At 72.2% G+C, this 17,179-nt stretch carries 13 protein-coding genes and 1 pseudogene; 9 read left to right on the top strand and 5 right to left on the bottom strand.

The genetic code is table 11. From position 1 onward, the window contains the following. Nucleotides 1–104 precede the first annotated feature (104 nt). Together ACWC91_RS17915 and ACWC91_RS17910 are read left to right on the top strand one after the other, a co-directional pair. Nucleotides 105–1,289 (top strand): sensor histidine kinase, encoded by a 1,185-nt coding sequence (locus tag ACWC91_RS17915; RefSeq protein ID WP_225078268.1) that lies wholly within the window; start codon nucleotides 105–107, stop codon nucleotides 1,287–1,289. Continuing rightward, a complete protein-coding gene (locus ACWC91_RS17910; protein WP_141356929.1) occupies nucleotides 1,286–1,924 on the top strand; it encodes a response regulator in 639 nt (212 codons plus the stop codon). Before ACWC91_RS17915 ends, ACWC91_RS17910 begins: the two co-directional genes overlap by 4 nt. Before the next feature lie 79 nt (nucleotides 1,925–2,003). Here ACWC91_RS17910 and ACWC91_RS17905 read toward each other — a convergent pair whose 3' ends face one another. Next, complete coding sequence (locus ACWC91_RS17905) at nucleotides 2,004–2,318, bottom strand: DUF5955 family protein (RefSeq protein WP_141356931.1); 315 nt, start codon at nucleotides 2,316–2,318, stop codon at nucleotides 2,004–2,006. Between the two features lie 192 nt (nucleotides 2,319–2,510). On the opposite strand from ACWC91_RS17905, the gene ACWC91_RS17900 reads away from it, so the two are divergent. Further along, nucleotides 2,511–3,110 (top strand): nucleotidyltransferase family protein, encoded by a 600-nt coding sequence (locus ACWC91_RS17900; protein WP_450642812.1) that lies wholly within the window; start codon nucleotides 2,511–2,513, stop codon nucleotides 3,108–3,110. Between the two features lie 222 nt (nucleotides 3,111–3,332). After that, nucleotides 3,333–4,958 (top strand): malate synthase A, encoded by a 1,626-nt coding sequence (gene aceB / locus ACWC91_RS17895; protein ID WP_225078270.1) that lies wholly within the window; start codon nucleotides 3,333–3,335, stop codon nucleotides 4,956–4,958. A 100-nt stretch (nucleotides 4,959–5,058) separates the two neighbouring features. Here aceB and ACWC91_RS17890 read toward each other — a convergent pair whose 3' ends face one another. Continuing rightward, nucleotides 5,059–5,973 carry a HipA family kinase gene (locus ACWC91_RS17890; RefSeq protein WP_376499529.1) on the bottom strand — a complete coding sequence of 305 codons (915 nt, stop codon included), beginning with the start codon at nucleotides 5,971–5,973 and terminating at the stop codon, nucleotides 5,059–5,061. Between the two features lie 43 nt (nucleotides 5,974–6,016). On the opposite strand from ACWC91_RS17890, the gene ACWC91_RS17885 reads away from it, so the two are divergent. Continuing rightward, complete coding sequence (locus ACWC91_RS17885) at nucleotides 6,017–6,184, top strand: lantibiotic protein (RefSeq protein ID WP_450642811.1); 168 nt, start codon at nucleotides 6,017–6,019, stop codon at nucleotides 6,182–6,184. Between the two features lie 326 nt (nucleotides 6,185–6,510). On the opposite strand, the gene ACWC91_RS17880 is transcribed toward ACWC91_RS17885, so the two are convergent. After that, nucleotides 6,511–8,997, bottom strand: a complete 2,487-nt coding sequence (locus ACWC91_RS17880; protein WP_308043136.1) for a lamin tail domain-containing protein — start codon at nucleotides 8,995–8,997, stop codon at nucleotides 6,511–6,513. 708 nt (nucleotides 8,998–9,705) lie between these two features. Next, the gene (locus ACWC91_RS17875; protein ID WP_281154213.1) at nucleotides 9,706–11,199 is read right to left on the bottom strand and encodes an IucA/IucC family protein; all 1,494 of its coding nucleotides are present in this window, start codon (nucleotides 11,197–11,199) and stop codon (nucleotides 9,706–9,708) included. A gap of 111 nt (nucleotides 11,200–11,310) precedes the next feature. On the opposite strand from ACWC91_RS17875, the gene ACWC91_RS17870 reads away from it, so the two are divergent. Genes ACWC91_RS17870 through ACWC91_RS17860 form a run of 3 tightly spaced genes read left to right on the top strand, consistent with a single transcriptional unit; the run spans nucleotide 11,311 to nucleotide 14,939 of the window. Further along, nucleotides 11,311–12,843, top strand: a complete 1,533-nt coding sequence (locus ACWC91_RS17870; protein ID WP_450642809.1) for an IucA/IucC family protein — start codon at nucleotides 11,311–11,313, stop codon at nucleotides 12,841–12,843. A 9-nt stretch (nucleotides 12,844–12,852) separates the two neighbouring features. Then, entirely contained in the window at nucleotides 12,853–14,118 is a 1,266-nt protein-coding gene (locus ACWC91_RS17865) for a VWA domain-containing protein (protein ID WP_225078275.1), read from the top strand. Next, nucleotides 14,118–14,939, top strand: coding sequence for a hypothetical protein (locus tag ACWC91_RS17860; RefSeq protein ID WP_450642808.1), 822 nt, complete (start codon nucleotides 14,118–14,120; stop codon nucleotides 14,937–14,939). The genes ACWC91_RS17865 and ACWC91_RS17860 overlap by 1 nt, the downstream gene beginning before the upstream one ends. Before the next feature lie 50 nt (nucleotides 14,940–14,989). Here ACWC91_RS17860 and ACWC91_RS17855 read toward each other — a convergent pair whose 3' ends face one another. Further along, nucleotides 14,990–15,628 carry a winged helix-turn-helix transcriptional regulator gene (locus ACWC91_RS17855; RefSeq protein WP_450642806.1) on the bottom strand — a complete coding sequence of 213 codons (639 nt, stop codon included), beginning with the start codon at nucleotides 15,626–15,628 and terminating at the stop codon, nucleotides 14,990–14,992. Between the two features lie 87 nt (nucleotides 15,629–15,715). Here ACWC91_RS17855 and ACWC91_RS17850 point away from each other — a divergent pair. Next, nucleotides 15,716–16,923, top strand: a pseudogene (locus tag ACWC91_RS17850) (pyridoxal phosphate-dependent aminotransferase). Nucleotides 16,924–17,179: the final 256 nt, after the last annotated feature.

The following is a 17,179-nucleotide window of genomic DNA, read 5'->3' as shown; positions in this document are numbered from 1 at the left end:
GGGCATCGCGCCGGGGCATGGCTGCCGCGGATCGAAGGACGCACCCGTCTTTCGAACTTTCGGTTGACCGGCGCCCCGCCCGGGCCGCCTACCCTGGACCCGTCATGGATGTCCGCACCCACTCCCCCGTAGTCGTCACCCTGCGCCTGTGCCTGTACGCGCTGTTCGCAGGCCTGCTGGCACTCGCCGCGGCCCGCGCGCACGGGCCGGCCACCGTGGCGGCGGTACTGGGAACGGGCGCGGTGTTCGCCTGGGGGGTGCTGAGCCCGGCCACCCACCGCTCCCAGCGCGCGGCCGCGGTGTGGCTGGCGGCGCTCTGCGCGGCCTGGCTGGTCCTGCTCGCGCTCTCCCCCGACGCCCTGTGGGCGGCCTTCCCGCTGTACTTCCTCCAGCTGCACCTGCTGCCCGTGCGCTGGAGCCTGCCCGCGGTCGCGGCGACCGCGGGCGCGGCCATCGCCGGTTTCATCGGGCACGGTGAGCGGCTCACCGCCGGCGCCTTCATCGGCCCGCTGCTCGGCGCGGGGGTGGCCGCCGCCACGGTCCTCGGCTACGAGGCCCTGTACCGGGAGAGCGAGCGGCGCCGTGAGCTGATCGAGGAGCTGGTGGCCACCCGCGCGGAGCTGGCCGGCGCCGAGCGCACCGCCGGCACGCTGGCGGAGCGGGAGCGGCTGGCCCGGGAGATCCACGACACGCTCGCCCAGGGCCTGTCCAGCATCCAGCTGCTGCTGCGTGCCGCCCAGCGTGCGCTGCCCGACGGCTCCCCGGCCGCCGCGCACATCGAGCAGGCCCGCGCGACCGCGCAGGACAACCTCGCCGAGGCCCGCCGCTTCGTGCACGCGCTGACCCCGCCCGACCTGGAACGCGGCTCGCTGGCCGGGGCCCTGGAACGGCTGTGCTCGGGCGTGGCCGCCCCGACCAAGGTCCGCTTCACGGTGAGCGGCACCCCGGCCGAGCTGCCCACCCCCTACGAGGTGGCGCTGCTCAGGATCGCCCAGTCGGCGCTCGGCAACACCCTGCGGCACGCCCGCGCCCACCGCGCGGAGATCACCCTGAGCTTCATGGACACGGCGGTGGCGTTGGACGTCGTCGACGACGGCGCCGGTTTCGACCCCGGTGCCGGGCACACCGCCGCACGGCCCGGCCGCGCGGCGGACGGCGGTTTCGGGCTGCCCGCGATGCGCTCGCGGGCCGAGGCACTGGGCGGGACGTTCGCCGTGGAGTCGGCGCCCGGCCAGGGCACCGCGGTGGCGGTCACTCTGCCGTACCCGGTCTCCGGGGGCGGCGCATGACGATCCGGCTGCTGCTGGCGGACGACCATCCCGTGGTCCGTGCGGGCCTGAAGGCGGTGCTGTCCGCCGAGCCCGACTTCGAGATCGCCGGGGAGGCGCCGACGGCGGAGCGCGCCGTGGAACTGGCCGCGGCGGGCGGTGTGGACGTGGTGCTGATGGATCTGCAGTTCGGCACGGGCGGCGCGCACGGTGCGGAGGCGACGGCGGCGATCACCGCCCGGCCCGGCGCCCCGCGTGTCCTGGTGCTGACCACGTACGACACCGACGCGGACATCCTCGCCGCGGTGGAGGCCGGTGCGGCGGGCTACCTCCTGAAGGACGCGCCGCCGCAGGAGCTGGCCGCCGCGGTGCGCACCGCCGCCTCCGGCCGCTCTGCCCTCGCGCCCGCGGTCGCCCACCGTCTGATGGACCGCATGCGCACGCCCGCGGCCGCGCTCAGCCGCCGCGAGCTGGAGGTGCTGGAACTGGTCCGCGACGGCCTGTCCAACCTTCAGATCAGCAAGCGCCTGTTCCTGAGCCAGGCCACGGTGAAGTCCCATCTGGTGCACATCTACGCCAAGTTGGGCGTCGAGTCGCGTACCGCGGCGGTGGCGGCGGCGACCGGGCAGGGCCTCATCCGGCGCCTGAGACCGTGACGGGCACGGACACGGACGGGCCCGCCGGAGCGGACACCGCGCCTCCGGGCACGGACACCGACCGGGACTGACTCGTCCGTCAACCTCGCGGCGGCTCCGCGAACAGGTCGACCGCGGTACGCACCTGGGACAGTCCGTGAGCCAGGGCGCTGACCGAGCCGATGGATCCGGCGATCAGCAGCAGGGAGCGGCGCAGCCGCGGGATCTCGGGAGTGCCGTGGGCGGCCATCGCGGCGAGGGCGGCCAGTTCGTCCTCGGCGATGGCACGGTCGGAGAACTCCGCCGGATGCGCGGCGAGTTCACGGCGCAGCCGGGCCACGGCGGTCCGCAGCTCCGTCACCCTGGGATCCTCTTTGCCGCCGGTCGCCGGCCGCCGGTCCAAGCTCCGCAACACAGCCCCTCCCCCTCGCACGCCGTCGTGCGCCGTCCCCTCCGTGGTCCCGTCGGACATCCCTGTCGAGCGGGTCGGGCGCCGGGGGACGCCGATCAGTAAACGCCACCGGGACCGGGGTGCGCCACCGCGGGGACCGAAATTCAGCCCCCGCACACGGGCTCGACGGCGGACGGTCCGCGGTATGCAGGACCCATGACACGCACAGAGGACGAGATCGCGGGACTGGTGCTGGCGGCCGGCGGCGGGCGGCGGCTCGGCGGGCGGCCCAAGGCGCTGCTCGCGCACCGGGGCCGGCCGCTGGTGGAGCACGCGGTCGGGACCCTGCGGGCGGCCGGATGCGAACGCGTCCACGTGGTCCTGGGCGCGCGGTCGGCCGAGGTGCGGCGGCACGCGGCACTGGCCGGCTGCGTGCTCGTGGAGAACCCGCGCTGGGAGCAGGGCATGGGCTCCTCGCTGCGGGCCGGGCTGGACTCCCTCGCCGGTACGGGGGCCCGCGCGGCCCTGGTCGTGCTCGTGGACCAGCCCGGTGTGAGCGCGGAGGCGGTGGCCCGGGTGCGGGCCGCGTACCGGGACGAAAGCTCGCTGGCCTCGGCCGCGTACGACGGCGTGCGCGGCCATCCGGTGCTGCTCGGGGCGGCCCACTGGGGCGGCGTCGCGGAGAGTGCGACCGGCGACCGGGGGGCACGCGCCTACCTGAGGGCGCACGAGAGATCGATCACCCTCGTCGAGTGCGGGGACGTGGCACGGGCGTACGACATCGACACCGAGGCCGACCTGGGCCACCTTGAGTGAGCGGGATGGCACCGAGCGCCACCTTCACTCGACTCGAAGAATCTCGACGTCAACACACCATTGAACTTCCACCATAAGGAAACTACTATCCACACTCCAGAAGCACTCGACCGCTCCTCGGGTGCGAAATGCCGTATTCGTCGCCATTGGCATCCGGTGCCACGGCATGGCGGCACCGAACGTGGTTCGCTGAAGAAGCTCCCCCGAAGGAAGTGACAGCTCATGTCCGCACCAGCGCCGTCCCCGCTGGCCATCGTCGACGCCGAGCCCCTGCCCCGGCAGGACGAGGTCCTCTCCGACGCGGCGCTCGCCTTCGTGGCCGAGCTGCACCGGCGGTTCACGCCGCGCCGCGACGAACTCCTCGCCCGCCGGGCGCGGCGCCGCGCCGAGATCGCCCGCACCTCCACGCTCGACTTCCTCCCGGAGACGGCAGCGATCCGCGCGGACGACTCCTGGAAGGTGGCCCCGGCTCCCGCGGCCCTGAACGACCGCCGGGTCGAGATCACCGGTCCCACCGACCGCAAGATGACCATCAACGCGCTCAACTCGGGTGCGAAGGTCTGGCTCGCCGACTTCGAGGACGCCTCCGCCCCCACCTGGGAGAACGTGGTCCTCGGCCAGCTCAACCTGATCGACGCCTACACCCGGAACATCGACTTCACGGACCCCGGCTCCGGCAAGTCCTACGCGCTGCGCCCGGACGAGGAGCTCGCCACGGTCGTCATGCGCCCACGCGGCTGGCACCTGGACGAGCGCCACCTCGTCGACGCGGACGGCACCCAGGTGCCGGGCGCCTTCGTCGACTTCGGCCTGTACTTCTTCCACAACGCGCAGCGTCTGCTCGACCTCGGCAAGGGCCCGTACTTCTACCTCCCGAAGACCGAGTCGCACCTGGAGGCGCGGCTGTGGAACGACGTGTTCGTCTTCGCCCAGGACTACGTCGGCGTCCCGCAGGGGACCGTGCGCGCCACCGTCCTGATCGAGACGATCACGGCCGCGTACGAGATGGAGGAGATCCTCTACGAACTGCGCGACCACGCCGCCGGGCTGAACGCGGGCCGCTGGGACTACCTGTTCTCCATCGTCAAGAACTTCCGTGACGGCGGGGCCAAGTTCGTCCTGCCGGACCGCAACGCGGTCACGATGACGGCTCCGTTCATGCGCGCCTACACCGAACTCCTCGTGCGCACCTGCCACAAGCGCGGCGCGCACGCGATCGGCGGCATGGCGGCCTTCATCCCCTCCCGCCGGGACGCCGAGGTCAACAAGGTGGCCTTCGAGAAGGTCCGCGCCGACAAGGACCGCGAGGCCGGCGACGGCTTCGACGGCTCCTGGGTGGCCCACCCGGACCTGGTGCCGATCTGCCTGGAGTCCTTCGACAAGGTCCTCGGCGACAAGCCGAACCAGAAGGACCGGCTGCGCGAGGACGTGCACGTCGAGGCGGCCGACCTGATCGCGGTCGACTCCCTCGACGCGAAGCCGACGTACGCGGGACTGGTCAACGCCGTCCAGGTCGGCATCCGTTACATCGAGGCCTGGCTGCGCGGCCTGGGCGCCGTCGCGATCTTCAACCTGATGGAGGACGCGGCCACCGCGGAGATCTCCCGTTCGCAGATCTGGCAGTGGATCAACGCGGGCGTGGAGTTCGAGAACGGCCAGAAGGTCACGCCGGAGCTGGCCCGCGAGGTCGCCGCCGAGGAACTGGAGAACATCCGCAAGGAGATCGGCGACGAGGCCTTCGCCGCCGGCCACTGGCAGCAGGCCCACGACCTGCTGCTCCAGGTCTCCCTCGACGAGGACTACGCCGACTTCCTGACCCTGCCGGCCTACCAGCAGCTCAAGGGCTGACAACCGCACGACGCGAAGTGGCCCCGGAACCCTCCGGGGCCACTTCGCGTCGCGCCACGGCTCACCCCAGGCCCACGGAGCACCCCCGGGCCGCGGCCGGTCATCCCAGGTGCGCGGACCAGTCCTGCGCCGCGGCCGGTTTGCCGTGCAGGTCGGGGACGTGTTTGAGCCAGTCCGGCCGGCCCGCCCGGGTCCGCGCGGCCCGCCGGGACTCCTCCGCCGCCAGCTCCTCACGGGTGGGGAAGTCGGTGGGCAGCCAGGCCGGGGAGGCCTCGACACGGGCGGCGAGGTAGTCGACGTAGGCGTGCCGGGCCTCGTCCGGGCCGGCGAAACCGGGCTCGTCGGCGAGCCAGGCGTCCGGCACCTCGGCGAGGACGGACCGCAGCAGCTCGCGGGTCACCCGGGGGGCCAGCTCGGCGTCGGCGGCCCGCACGTCCGGCGCGTACCGGCCCAGGGCGTGGTGGCGGAAGTCGTAGGCCTTCCCCGGTTCCGAGGCGTCCCAGCGGTGGTGGAAGACCAGGGCCGCGCCGTGGTCGATGAGCCACAGGCGCGGCGGCGCGGTGCCGAAGGTCGGCCACACCATCAGGTTCGAGCTGTGGACGGTGCGGTCCACGTTCACGGTCAGCGCGTCCAGCCAGACGATCCGGCCCGCCTCCACGGGGTCCACCGGGAAGTGCTCGGCGACCTCGGGGGTGAAGTCCGCGGCGCCCGGCAGGTAGTCCATGCCGAGGTTCACGCCCGGGCTCGCGTCGAGCAGGTCGCGCACCTCCTGGTGGGGTTCGTGCGCGGCGAGCGCGGGGTCGAAGTGCACGAGGACCAGCTCGGGGAACCGCAGTCCGAGGGCGCGCGCCAGCTCGCCCACGATCACCTCGGCGACCAGCGCCTTGCGGCCCTGCGCGGAACCGGTGAACTTCACCACGTACGTGCCGAGGTCGTCGGCCTCGACGACTCCGGGTACGGAGCCACCGGACCGCAGCGGCGCTATGTAGCGGGTGGCGTGGACCTCAGTGAGCATCCTCCCAGGCTATACGGGGAGATTCCGGGGAGTTCCGACCGGCGTGCCGATCCCGAGCACCCTCGCGGACGAGATCCTCGAGCCCGAGGCCGGGACCTTCGAGATCTCCGGTCACTCGGACGCCGGCGAGGTCGTGCCGGCCGGTTGCACCAGCACCGGCTCCACTTCGGCCTCCAGCTCCACCCGCAGCACCACCTCCTGCTCCGCCTGAGCCCAGGTCCGGTGCGGCAGCACCCGGTTCGCGCCTTCTCTCGTCAAGAGACGATCGCGTACCGGGCGTTTGCCGTGCCCCGGGCCGGCGGCACCAGCGGCGCGCGTCCCGGCCCGGGGCCGGCCGGGGCGGGAGTGAATGCCGCGCGGCACTCGGCCGGTTCGCGGCCACGTGAGAGACCGGCGCCGAAAGAGGGGCCGCGGGCAGCGGCGGTCACGCCTGGGTCCTGTCCGGCGCCGCGGGTGTTCGCGTGTCAGGACATACGCACAGAAGCCCGCCCGCCCCCCGCTGCACTGAGCGCGGGAGCGGGCGGGCCTGCGTCAGCCTTACGGCTTCACACGCAGAACCTGCGGGTCGTGGTCGCTGATCTGGTCGGCGAACTCGGAGTTGATGTGCACCACGTCGTAGGTGACGCTGTTCAGCATGCTGGGGTTGACCATCATGTGGTCCAGCACCTGCGAGTTGCCCTGGTAGACGTACGAGTAGCGCTCGTTCGCCGGCAGGGTGTTCACCAGGTCGGTGAGCTGCTTGCCGTCACCGGTCAGGGTCTTCATCGCGGAGGAGAACTGGTAGTCGTTGTAGTCGCCCAGGGAGACGATGAGAGCCTTGGGGTCGGCGGCCTCGAGCTTCTTGACGAAGGCGTTCTCCAGCGTGGCCTGCTTGTTCCGCTGGATCTCGGAGCTGAGGACGGGCGGCTGGATGCGGCCGGCGACGTTCTGGTCGCCGCCCTTGCTGTTGAAGTGGTTGGCGATCACGAAGATCGTCTTGTTGTTCTTCGTGAGGAACTCGCCGACCAGCGGCTTGCGGCTGCTGTTCCACGCCTCGTCGTTCGGGGCGATCCGCCCGGGCGAGACGGTCAGGTGGGTCTTGTTGCCCGTGCCGACGACGTCGACGGCGGTGACGGAGTCGCCACCCGGCCGGTCCACGAAGCTGACCCGCTTCGGGTCGAACAGGAAGACGGTGCGGATGTTGCCACCCGGCTGGCCGCCGTCCTTGTCGTTCACCGGGTTGATCTGACGGTACTCGTAGCGCGGGCCGCCGGCGGCGACGATGGCGTCGGTGAGCTTGGCCAGCGTCTTGTCGGAGTCGACGGTGCCGTCGTCGACGGCGCCGCTGTTGTCCTGGATCTCCTCGACGCCGACGATGGCGGGCGCGCGCAGGTTGGTCACCAGGTTGTGGCCGAGTCGGTCGAACTTGGCCTGCGGGTCGCTCGGCGCGAGGTTCTGCACGTTGTACGTGCCGATGGTGACCTCGTTGGACTTCGCCTGGCTCGTGACCTCGGGCTTGAGGCCGTTGTCCTTGTAGGTACCGAGCTGGCGGGCCGCGAGGATGTAGGTGCCGGCGAACTGGCTGTAGTCCAGCGGGCCCTCGGTGACGCCGGTGAGCTCGTCGCCCACGTTCGCCATCGGGAACGGGTCCGTGGTGTTGATCGCCTGAACCTGGAGGCGAGCCACGTTCGGGTCGTCGTACGACGGGTAGTAGATGCCGCCGCGCTTGGTCTTGTTGTGGTCGGGGTCGGCCGTGACCCACATCTCGTGGTAGGCGTCCGTGGCGCCGACGACGCGGGCGTCGGAGATCTGGACGTTCATGCCCTCCAGGGACTCGTAGAAGTCCAGGGCGTACTTGGTCGGCTCGAGGTCGAGGTACTCGGTGTTGCCGGTGCTGTCGCCCTTCGGGGACCACGCGGCGGGGATGCTGTTCTTGTCGAGGACGACCGGGGCCGGCAGCGGGTTGCCGCTGGACAGCACGGTGACCGTCGGCTTCATGATCTCGGTCGTCGACTGGATGCCGGTGTCGTAGCCGCCCGGGTAGTACTCGGTGACCACACCGGACACGGTGACGCTGTCGCCGACCTTCACCGTGGGGTTGGAACTGGTGTAGACGAAGATGCCCTCGCTGGTGCGGGGGTCGTTGTCCGGGTTCGGGTCCTGCATCCAGAAGCCCTTGGACGTGGAGGACGTGCTGGTGGTGCGGACACCGGTGACGATGCCGGTGACGTCCTTGACGTTCTTGGTGGACAGCGGGGAGCGCCGGTTGGTGCCCTGGATGTCGTGGATCTTCGCCGAGATCGCGTCGGCGGGGGCGGTCTGGGTCGGCGTCGGGGTCGGCGTGGGGTCACCGCCGGGGCCGCCGCCCTGGCCGCCGGAGTTCTCCGGGGTGGGGGCACCCGCGGCGAAGTCGGCCGCGTTGTCGTCGGTGTCCACCAGTGTCTTGCGGGCGACCGAGGCGGTGTTGCTCGCGCCGGCGGCCGGGCCGGAGCCCTCGCGGACGACGGCGGTGCCGAAGCCGACCAGGTCCTTGATGCGGGGGTCGGCGGCGCAGTCCTCGGCGGTGACACAGGTCAGCAGGTCGGTGCCCTTGACCAGCGCGACGGTGCCGGTGGTGCCCGACATGTTGATGTTGCCGGTGGCGTCCGGGGTGGGCAGTGCGTCGGTGCCGCCGGTGCCCGCGGCCTCCTGGATCAGGTAACGGCCGTTGCCGGCGAGGGTGCCGGTGAGGCGGGTGGCCTGCCACTTGGTGGTCGGGCCGGGGTTGCCCGACAAGTACTGGACGCTGTAGTCGGAGAGGTCCAGCGAGCCGGAGCCGGCGTTGGCAAGCTCGATGAAGTCGTTGGTCAAGGTGGCGCCGGAGTTGCCGCCGCCTCCGTAGACCTCGGATATGACGGCGTCGGCCGACGGGGTCGCAAAGGCGGAGTGGACGCCCACTCCGGCCAGCACGACCGAGCCGGTGATCGCCAGCGGTATCAGCCGCTTGCGCAGAGAAGTCGCGCGATGTCTTGCGGGGCGGGGCGTTTCAGCGCTGGAGTTCGACACAGGAAGGGTCTCCTTGGAGCGGGGAAAGCATGAGGGCGCGTGGGGATGCGCCGACCGACCCGGATCCGCTGTCTACGGCCAGGGCCTGGCACGCGCTCAAGCTACGCGCATAGATACGTCTGAAAAAAGGCCGGGGGTTAAAACGCTTGGCAAACTGTTATCCGGCACCTGGCTCACCCGACGCCCGGTGCGCGTGGCGGCATGACCAGGAGTGAGCCGATCCGATGGGTGCGGCGGCAGGCTGCGCCTCGCGTCGGCCCGTTGGCGAGGTGACACCCGTTCAGAGAGGAACGGGGGGAGGCCGTCAGCGGAATGTGAAGCGGGCGGGGCCGCCCAGGCTCGCGAGGGCGCAGCACACCGCGAACAGGGTGTCGACATCCACAGTCTTTCGTTCAACGGGACGCTTCGGCATCGTCGGCGCTGCCGGGGGGAGGCCACGGCACATCAGCCGGAGGTCCTGCGGACGCTGCGGCTCCGCCCCGCATCCCAGTGCCAGAAAGTGAACGGCGGGCAACGAGGGTTTCCCCATCTCGAAACCAACGGGTGAGCAGCTGGTCGCGGCAGGGGCGGGTGCGGCGTTCGGAAACGCGTCGCTGCTGTTCGGCGACGACCTTCGCGACGACCCGCGGACCGGCGGAAAGTTCGACGTCCGCAGGTCGCCGGCCTCGACGACCACGGGCACGGACCCGCCGGGGATCAGCCTGGGATTCAGGCGCTCACCAGCGGGTTCGGCAGCGGCTGATAGCGGGCGGCGGCGCCGTCGGCGTTCGTCCAGCGCAGCAGCAGGTTCGTCTTCCCGGGCACGGTGGGCGAGGTGAGCAGGGCGGCGGCCTCGGGCAGGTCGTGGCGGGCGAGTTCACGGCGGGCGGCGGGCCAGGGGTCGAGACCCGGGTGGCGTTCGGCGAGGGCGGCGGCGATCTCGCTGAGGTGGTTGACGACCAGGCAGTACACCAACCGCTCCCATCCGGCGGCCCGGGAGACGTCCGGCAGCAGCTTGACGCCCTCCGCGTCCCGGAAGAGTGCCTGCACGGGCAGGCCGGCGGCGTCCACGGCGATCAGCGAGTTCTGCAGATGGGCCTCCAGGACGACACCGTGCCGCGCGAAGGCGCCGAGGACGGGGGGTATCACCTGGCGCAGGTACGCCTCCCACCACGGCGCCGGGTCCGCCGGGCCGTCCAGCGGGTTGCCGTCGAAGCCCTCGGCGAGGGCCGCGGCGAGCAGCGGGGTCGCGCCGGGCACCAGGTGTTCGCCCAGTCCGTCGCGGACGACGACGGCGAGTTCCTCGAAGGCGAAGGCGGCGGTGCGGTAGCCGCGGTCGGACAGCCAGGCCGCCGGGCCCGGCAGGTGGGCGAAGGCGGTCGCGACCGCCGTGTCGGTGCGGCGCAGCCTGCCGAGGTCGTGGCGCCACAACCGCCGTACGTCGTTGGTGATCCGCACGTCCAGACTGAACTTCAGGAAGAGGTCCGCGCCGGGGACGTGGACGGTGCGGACCGCCGCCGTGGGCCACACCGATCGGGCTGTCGTGCCCAGCCGCAGCAGCCGTCCGTCGGCGAAGGCCGCGGCGAGGTCGCGGCCCACCAGTTCGAGCTGCCAGGGGTGGGCGGGCAGCAGCCGGTAGCCGCGCGGGGCCTGGCCCAGCGCGTCGAGCGCCGAGGTGTCGCCCTCCTCGGCGACCACGTCCTCGCGCACCCCGAGCAGCACCAGAGGGAAGCGGGCGTGCGCCTCGGGCGCGTACGGCAGCCAGGAGGCGGCCGGGCCGCCACCACGTGCCTTGGGCGCCGGGTGGTACGGGTGGCCGGTGACGAGCGCCTGCTCGGATCGGATGTACGGGTCCTCGGGCACCGGCGCGCGGTCGCGGGCGGCGAGCAGCGCCGCCACCGCCTCCCGGCTGTCGATCATCTCGGTGGGCAGTTCGTCGTTGGGCAGGCCCGTGTGCCGACGCAGCTCCTCGGCCACGAGTTTGACCAGTTCCGGGTGGTCGATCCGTTGCCAGCCGCCCTCCGCGTACACCTCCGGCGCGGTGGGCCGCCGCCCGTCGCGCACGCGCAGCAGCCGGTCCCCGCCGGGCAGCCGGTACGTCCGCCGGCCGCCCGGATCCGGGTACGGCCGAGCGACCTCGCGGATCAGGCAGTTCAGCAGGGGCGCGGCCGCGTACGCGTCGGCGCGCTCCGCGACGTCGTCGGTGGGGGGCATGAGCTCCATGCGTTTTACTCGGTCCGTTCGGTCCATAGGTCCACACGGTGCGAAGGTGATCAGTATGTCTGCCCGGCACGCGCCGACCTGACGCCCGCCCGCTATCGGAGGAGTCCGACCGTGCACCGTCCCCCAGCCACCGAGACCGAGGTCGCCGAGGAGCTGGCCGCCGTGCGGCCCGACCTGGTCTCACGGTACGCGGCGCGGCTGCACGACGCGCGGGCCGCCGTACTGACCCGGCTGTGGCGCGCGCTCGCCCACGAGCCGCTGCCGTGGATCACCGGCCGGGAGCGCACACGGGACGCGCTCGTCCTGCGGCTGCGCGACGGCCGCCGGCTGGAGGGGCCGCCGTCCGACCCGTACGCCACCTCCGCGTACGTCACGGCCGTACGTCTGGCCGGGGCGGCCCACGACGATCCGGCGCGGCTGATGAGGGCCCTCGCCGTGCCGCACGGCGACTCGCTCGCCGCCGAACTCGGGCACAGTGTCGCCTCGCTGGCGCTGTCGCGGGCCGATCAGCCACCTGTTGAGGAGGCTCACCGCGAGGAGTGGCCGGTGGCGGACTGGCAGTGGGAGCAGCGGGTGGTCGACGGCCACCCCTTCCACCCCAACTGCCGTTCCCGGCCGGGTTTCTCGGTCGCCGAGCAGCTCGCGTACGGGCCCGAGCACCGGCCGTCGGTCGAGCTGGGCCTGGTGCCGGTGCCGGAGCGGGAGTGCCTGGTGAGCGGGTCGTGGCCGAGGGACCTGCGGGACGGCGGGCGGCTGCTGATCCCCGTGCATCCCTGGCAGGCGGCGCATGTGCTCAAGCAGCCGCGCGCGGAACGTGCCCTCGCGGCCCGTCCGCTGATGTCGCTGCGCACCCTGGCCGTGCCCGGCGGGCTCCACGTCAAGACCTCGCTCAGCGCCCGGCTGACGTCCTCGGTCCGGGACATCTCGGTCGGCTCGGTGACCGCCTCCGCCGCCCTGTCGGACTTCGCCGTGGACCTGGCGGCCCGCACGGACGGCCTGCTGCACATCACCCGCACCCTGGGCGCGGCCACCTCGGGCTCCCCCGATCTGGCGGCCCTGTGGCGCGAGTCGCCCGGGACGTACGCCGCACCCGGGGAGCACGTGGTGCCGGTGGCGGCGCTGCCCACCACGGACCTGCCCGGCTCACCGGTCTGGACGGGCGAGTTCACACGCCTGGCGCTGACCGTCGGACTGCGTCTGCTGGAGCTGGGGGTGGCCCTGGAGGCGCACGGCCAGAACCTGCTCGTCGTGCTGTCCGGATCCGGCTCCCCGCTGCGGCTGGTCTACCGCGACGTCGCCGACATCCGGATCAGCCCGGCCCGGCTGACCCGGCACGGCATCGCCGTACCGGAGTTGCCCGCCCGGAACCTCACCGACGACCCGACCGCCCTGCGCCGCAAGCTGTTCGGCTCGCTGGTGGCGGGCGCGCTGGCGGGCACGGCCGGATCGGCGGCCGCGCTGCGGGCGGCACTGGAGTCGGCCGTACGGGACCTGCCGCGCACCCCGGACCTCGTGGCGCTGTGTGAACAGCCGCTTCCGGCGAAGGCGTTGACGCTGATGCGGCTGTCTCCCGGCACTCCCGGCGACCTGTGGACCGGGCTGCCCAACCCGCTCGTTTTGGTCCCCGGCACGTCCGATCAATAAGATCCGCCGATGATCACAAGACAACGGCTGGCGGCGGGAGTCTGTGCTCTGCTCGCCGCCCTGACGGCCGGGATGGCCTTTCCCGCCGGTGCGGTAGCCGACGAGATGGAGGGGCAGGACGCCCCGAAGGTCGAACTCGTCCTGGACGTCAGCGGCTCCATGCGGACCCGGGACATGGACGGCGGGACGCGGATGGCCGCGGCCAAGCAGGCGTTCAACGAGGTGCTCGACGCGACCCCCGAGGAGGTCCAGCTCGGAATCCGCACCCTCGGGGCCAACTACCCCGGCAACGACCGGAAGACGGGCTGCAAGGACACCGCCCAGCTCTACCCGGTCGGCCCGCTGAACCGCACCGAGGCCAAGACCGCGGTGGCGACGCTGGTGCCGACCGGCTGGACCCCCATCGGACCGGCGCTCCAGAAGGCGGCGACGGACCTCGACGGCGGCAACGGCATGCGCCGGATCGTCCTGATCACCGACGGCGAGGACACCTGTCAGCCGCTGGACCCGTGCGAAGTGGCCCGCGAGATCGCGGCCAAGGGCATCGGGCTGACCATCGACACCCTCGGCCTGGTGCCGGACGCCAAGACCCGCGACCAGCTCATCTGCATCGCGGAGGCGACCGGCGGCACCTACACCTCCGTACAGCACAAGGAGGAACTCAGCGATCGCGTTGGCCAGTTGGTCGACCGGGCGGCCGACCCGGTGGTGACGCCCGTGGCCACGGAGGGCGCCACCGAGTGCGCGAAGGCGCCGACGCTCAAGTCCGGCCTCTACACCGACCGTGAGGAGTTCGGACAGCAGCGCTGGTACCGGGTGGACGTCAGCCCCGGCCAGGAGCTGCGGGCCTCGGTGAGCGTCGCCGCGGACCGGGCCGTCGACCCCGACTACGGCCTGCTGGTGCGGGCCGTGACGGAGCGCGGCCGGGAGATCGTGCGCGGTGAGGCGGCGGGCAACGGCCGTACGGACGTGATCTCCACGGGGCTGCGCTACCCGAAGCCGGAGAGCGACGACGAGAGCGCCCCGGCCGAGACCGTGTGCCTTCAGATCACCAACGCCTTCTCGGCGGCCTCCGGCGTGAAGACCACGCCGGGTCTGCCGCTGGAGCTGACCGTCGACGTGGTGGACGGTCCGGGCAAGTCGAGCGACGTGGCCTCCTTCGGTCTCGGCCGCGGCTGGTGGCTGCTCGGCGCGCTGGTGCTCACCGGCTTCGTCGCGGGCCTGCTGTGGGGCTGGGTGTCGCGTTGGCGTGTCGCGATCTGGAGGACGAACTGATGCGTATCACTCGTGTGTTGGGCGCCGCTCTGCTGGCGCTCGGGCTGGCCGCGGGCCCCGCGGCAGCCGACTCGTCACCCTCGGCGGATCCGTCCGGCGACAGCGGGGCGCCCAGCCAGGCGGGCACCTCGTTCCGTAGCGCGACCGAGATCGAGCAGGGGCAGCAGGCCACCGCCAGCGGCTCCACCGGCGACTACCTGTACTGGTCGTTCGCCGCGGACGCCGGGCAGCACCCCACCGTCAAGGCGACGGTGAAGCTGCCCGAGGCGCACGCCTCGCAGACCTGGCAGATCGACGTCTACGACGGTCTGCGGCGCCGCCAGTCCTGCCAGTACGGCGCCCAGACCCGCACCGCCGCACAGGGCACGGCCTCGGTCGAACTCGCCTGCGTGCTGCGCACGGTGCGGGCCTGGTCGGAACCGTGGGCCAACGACCCGCTGCCGGGCACGTACTACATCCGGCTCACGGCGGCCGGCCTGCCCGCCTCCGACCTGGGTCTGCCGGTGAGCGCCGAGGTGCGGGCCGACTCCAAGGACATCGGCGGCGCCGCGGCGGTCGACGGCTCGCTCGCGCAGCCGCTGACCCCGGGCATCGCGGTCAAGTCCGAGCAGGACGGCAGCGGTTCGCAGGACGACCAGGGTTCGAAGAAGTCGGCCGTGCTGTCCAGCATCGAGCCGGACGGCGGCTGGTCCTCCAACTGGTGGTCCGACCGGTGGGTGTGGACCGGGATCGGCGGCGTGCTCGCCGCGCTCGCGGGCATCGGCGGGTACGCGCTGACGCGCGGCTCGGGACGCCCGTCGCGCATACCGCCGGGCGTCTGACGGAAGTTCCGGCATCTCGGAAGGCTCGCCCCTTCGGGGCGGGCCTTCTCTCATGCCTCGCGCAGCACCTTGGCCACGGCGCCGTCCCCGCCCACCTCGACGCGACCGTCCCGTATCGCGTCCGCCAGGCCCAACTCCCCGCGGCTGACAGCCGTACACGTGACGGAGTCGAGAGCCAGCCGGGCGTCCGGCTCCACCGGCGCGGGTCCGTACCCGTAGAGCGGGCCCTCCACGGCGCCCACGCGCAGATGGAAGTCACCTTCCTCCAGCCGGACTTCGACGACGCCCGCCCCGATCCCCGCCTCCTCCAGGGCGCGCAGCAGGGGCAGCGCGAACCAGTGCGCGCGCAGCGCGTCGGTGGGCCGCCGCTCCCCCAGCTCCGTCCGCCCCCACTCCCCGAGCGCCCGCAGTACCGGCAGCAACTCACGCCCCCGGGAGGTGAGTTCGTAGACGTGGACGGCTCCGGGCGGCGGCAGCCGGCGCCGGGTCGTGAGCCCGTCCCGTTCCATGTCCTTCAGCCGTGAGGCGAGTATGTCCGTGCTCACGCCCGGCAGGTCGGCGTGCAGATCGGTGTACCGGCGCGGACCGGCCAGCAGCTCCCGGACGATCAGCAGGGTCCAGCGGTCGCCGACGGCGTCGAGCGCGCGGGCGGCGGAGCAGAACTGGTCGTAGCTACGGCGAGGTGACATGCGACGCAGTGTAGACGGGTTGTTGGACTTTCCAAGCTCCCGCTTGGTAAAACCAAGCAGGACCAGTTACCGGAGGGGAAGCGGCGCATGGAGTTCCGGCAGTCGAGCAAGCTCAGCGAGGTCTGTTACGAGATCCGCGGCCCGGTGATCGAGCACGCCGACGCGCTGGAGGAGGCCGGTCACAGCGTGCTGCGGCTGAACACCGGCAACCCCGCGCTGTTCGGATTCGAGGCGCCGGAGGAGATCCTCCAGGACATGATCCGGATGCTTCCGCGGGCGCACGGCTACACCGACTCGCGCGGCGTCCTCTCCGCCCGCAGGGCCGTCGCCCAGCGCTACCAGACCCTCGGCCTGGAGGTGGACGTCGACGACGTCTTCCTGGGCAACGGCGTCTCGGAGCTGGTCTCGATGGCCGTGCAGGCACTGATCGAGGACGGCGACGAAATCCTCGTGCCCGCGCCGGACTTCCCGCTCTGGACGGCCGTGACGACGCTGGCCGGAGGCAAGGCGGTCCACTACCTGTGCGACGAACAGGCCGACTGGTACCCGGACCTGGACGACATGGCCTCGAAGATCACCGACCGCACGAAGGCCGTGGTCGTCATCAACCCCAACAACCCGACCGGCGCGGTCTACCCCAAGGAGGTCCTGGAGGGCATCTGCGACCTCGCCCGCCGCCACGGCCTGATGGTCTTCGCGGACGAGATCTACGACCAGATCCTCTACGACGACGCCGTCCACCACTCCACCGCCGCGCTCGCCCCGGACCTGGTCGTCCTCACCTTCTGCGGCCTGTCCAAGACCTACCGAGTGGCGGGCTTCCGCTCCGGCTGGCTGGTGGTCACCGGCCCCAAGCAGCACGCGAAGGACTATCTGGAGGGCCTGACCATGCTGGCCTCCATGCGCCTGTGCGCCAACGCCCCCGCCCAGTACGCGATCCAGGCCGCCCTCGGCGGCCGCCAGTCCATCCGCGAACTGACCGCACCGGGCGGCGGCTGCACGAACAGCGCAACGTGGCCTGGCAGAAGCTCAACGAGATCCCGGGCGTGACGTGCGTGAAGCCCAGGGGCGCGCTGTACGCGTTCGCCCGCCTGGATCCCAAGGTCCACCGGATCCACGACGACGAGAAGTTCGTCCTGGACCTCCTCCTGCGCGAGAAGATCCAGGTGGTCCAGGGCACCGGCTTCAACTGGCCGGCCCCGGACCACTTCCGCATCCTCACGCTCCCCCACGCGGACGTCCTGGACACGGCGATCAGCAGGATCGGCCGGTTCCTGGGCGGGTACCGGCAGTAGGGTCCGGCGCCGCGCGACTCGGACCCGCAGCCACCCCGGACCCGAGGCCGGTCCGGGCCCGCGACGGGTCCGGGCCCGCAATCGGTCCGACCCCCTCCGGCCAGGGGAAACTCCTTCGAGCCCGCGACCCGCGCTGTGTTACGGTCCCGGTGCCGGCCGCGGGACTCCGGTGCGACTTCCGGAACCTGCCTCTGAAGCAATGATTCGCAGCTCGTGCCCCCATTCCCCGGCCGGCCCCTGCAAGGGAGTGCCGACC

The organism is Streptomyces sp. NPDC001204 (assembly GCF_053598035.1).
This window is presented reverse-complemented; position numbering and strand designations above follow the sequence as displayed.

What these genes read in the sequence shown, in the direction of transcription:
- ACWC91_RS17915 (WP_225078268.1), top strand. Translation starts at nt 105, where the DNA reads ATGGATGTCCGCACCCACTCCCCCGTAGTCGTCACCCTGCGCCTGTGC.
- ACWC91_RS17910 (WP_141356929.1), top strand. Translation starts at nt 1,286, where the DNA reads ATGACGATCCGGCTGCTGCTGGCGGACGACCATCCCGTGGTCCGTGCG.
- ACWC91_RS17900 (WP_450642812.1), top strand. Translation starts at nt 2,511, where the DNA reads ATGACACGCACAGAGGACGAGATCGCGGGACTGGTGCTGGCGGCCGGC.
- aceB (WP_225078270.1), top strand. Translation starts at nt 3,333, where the DNA reads ATGTCCGCACCAGCGCCGTCCCCGCTGGCCATCGTCGACGCCGAGCCC.
- ACWC91_RS17890 (WP_376499529.1), bottom strand. Translation starts at nt 5,973, where the DNA reads ATGCTCACTGAGGTCCACGCCACCCGCTACATAGCGCCGCTGCGGTCC.
- ACWC91_RS17875 (WP_281154213.1), bottom strand. Translation starts at nt 11,199, where the DNA reads ATGGAGCTCATGCCCCCCACCGACGACGTCGCGGAGCGCGCCGACGCG.
- ACWC91_RS17865 (WP_225078275.1), top strand. Translation starts at nt 12,853, where the DNA reads ATGATCACAAGACAACGGCTGGCGGCGGGAGTCTGTGCTCTGCTCGCC.
- ACWC91_RS17860 (WP_450642808.1), top strand. Translation starts at nt 14,118, where the DNA reads ATGCGTATCACTCGTGTGTTGGGCGCCGCTCTGCTGGCGCTCGGGCTG.
- ACWC91_RS17855 (WP_450642806.1), bottom strand. Translation starts at nt 15,628, where the DNA reads ATGTCACCTCGCCGTAGCTACGACCAGTTCTGCTCCGCCGCCCGCGCG.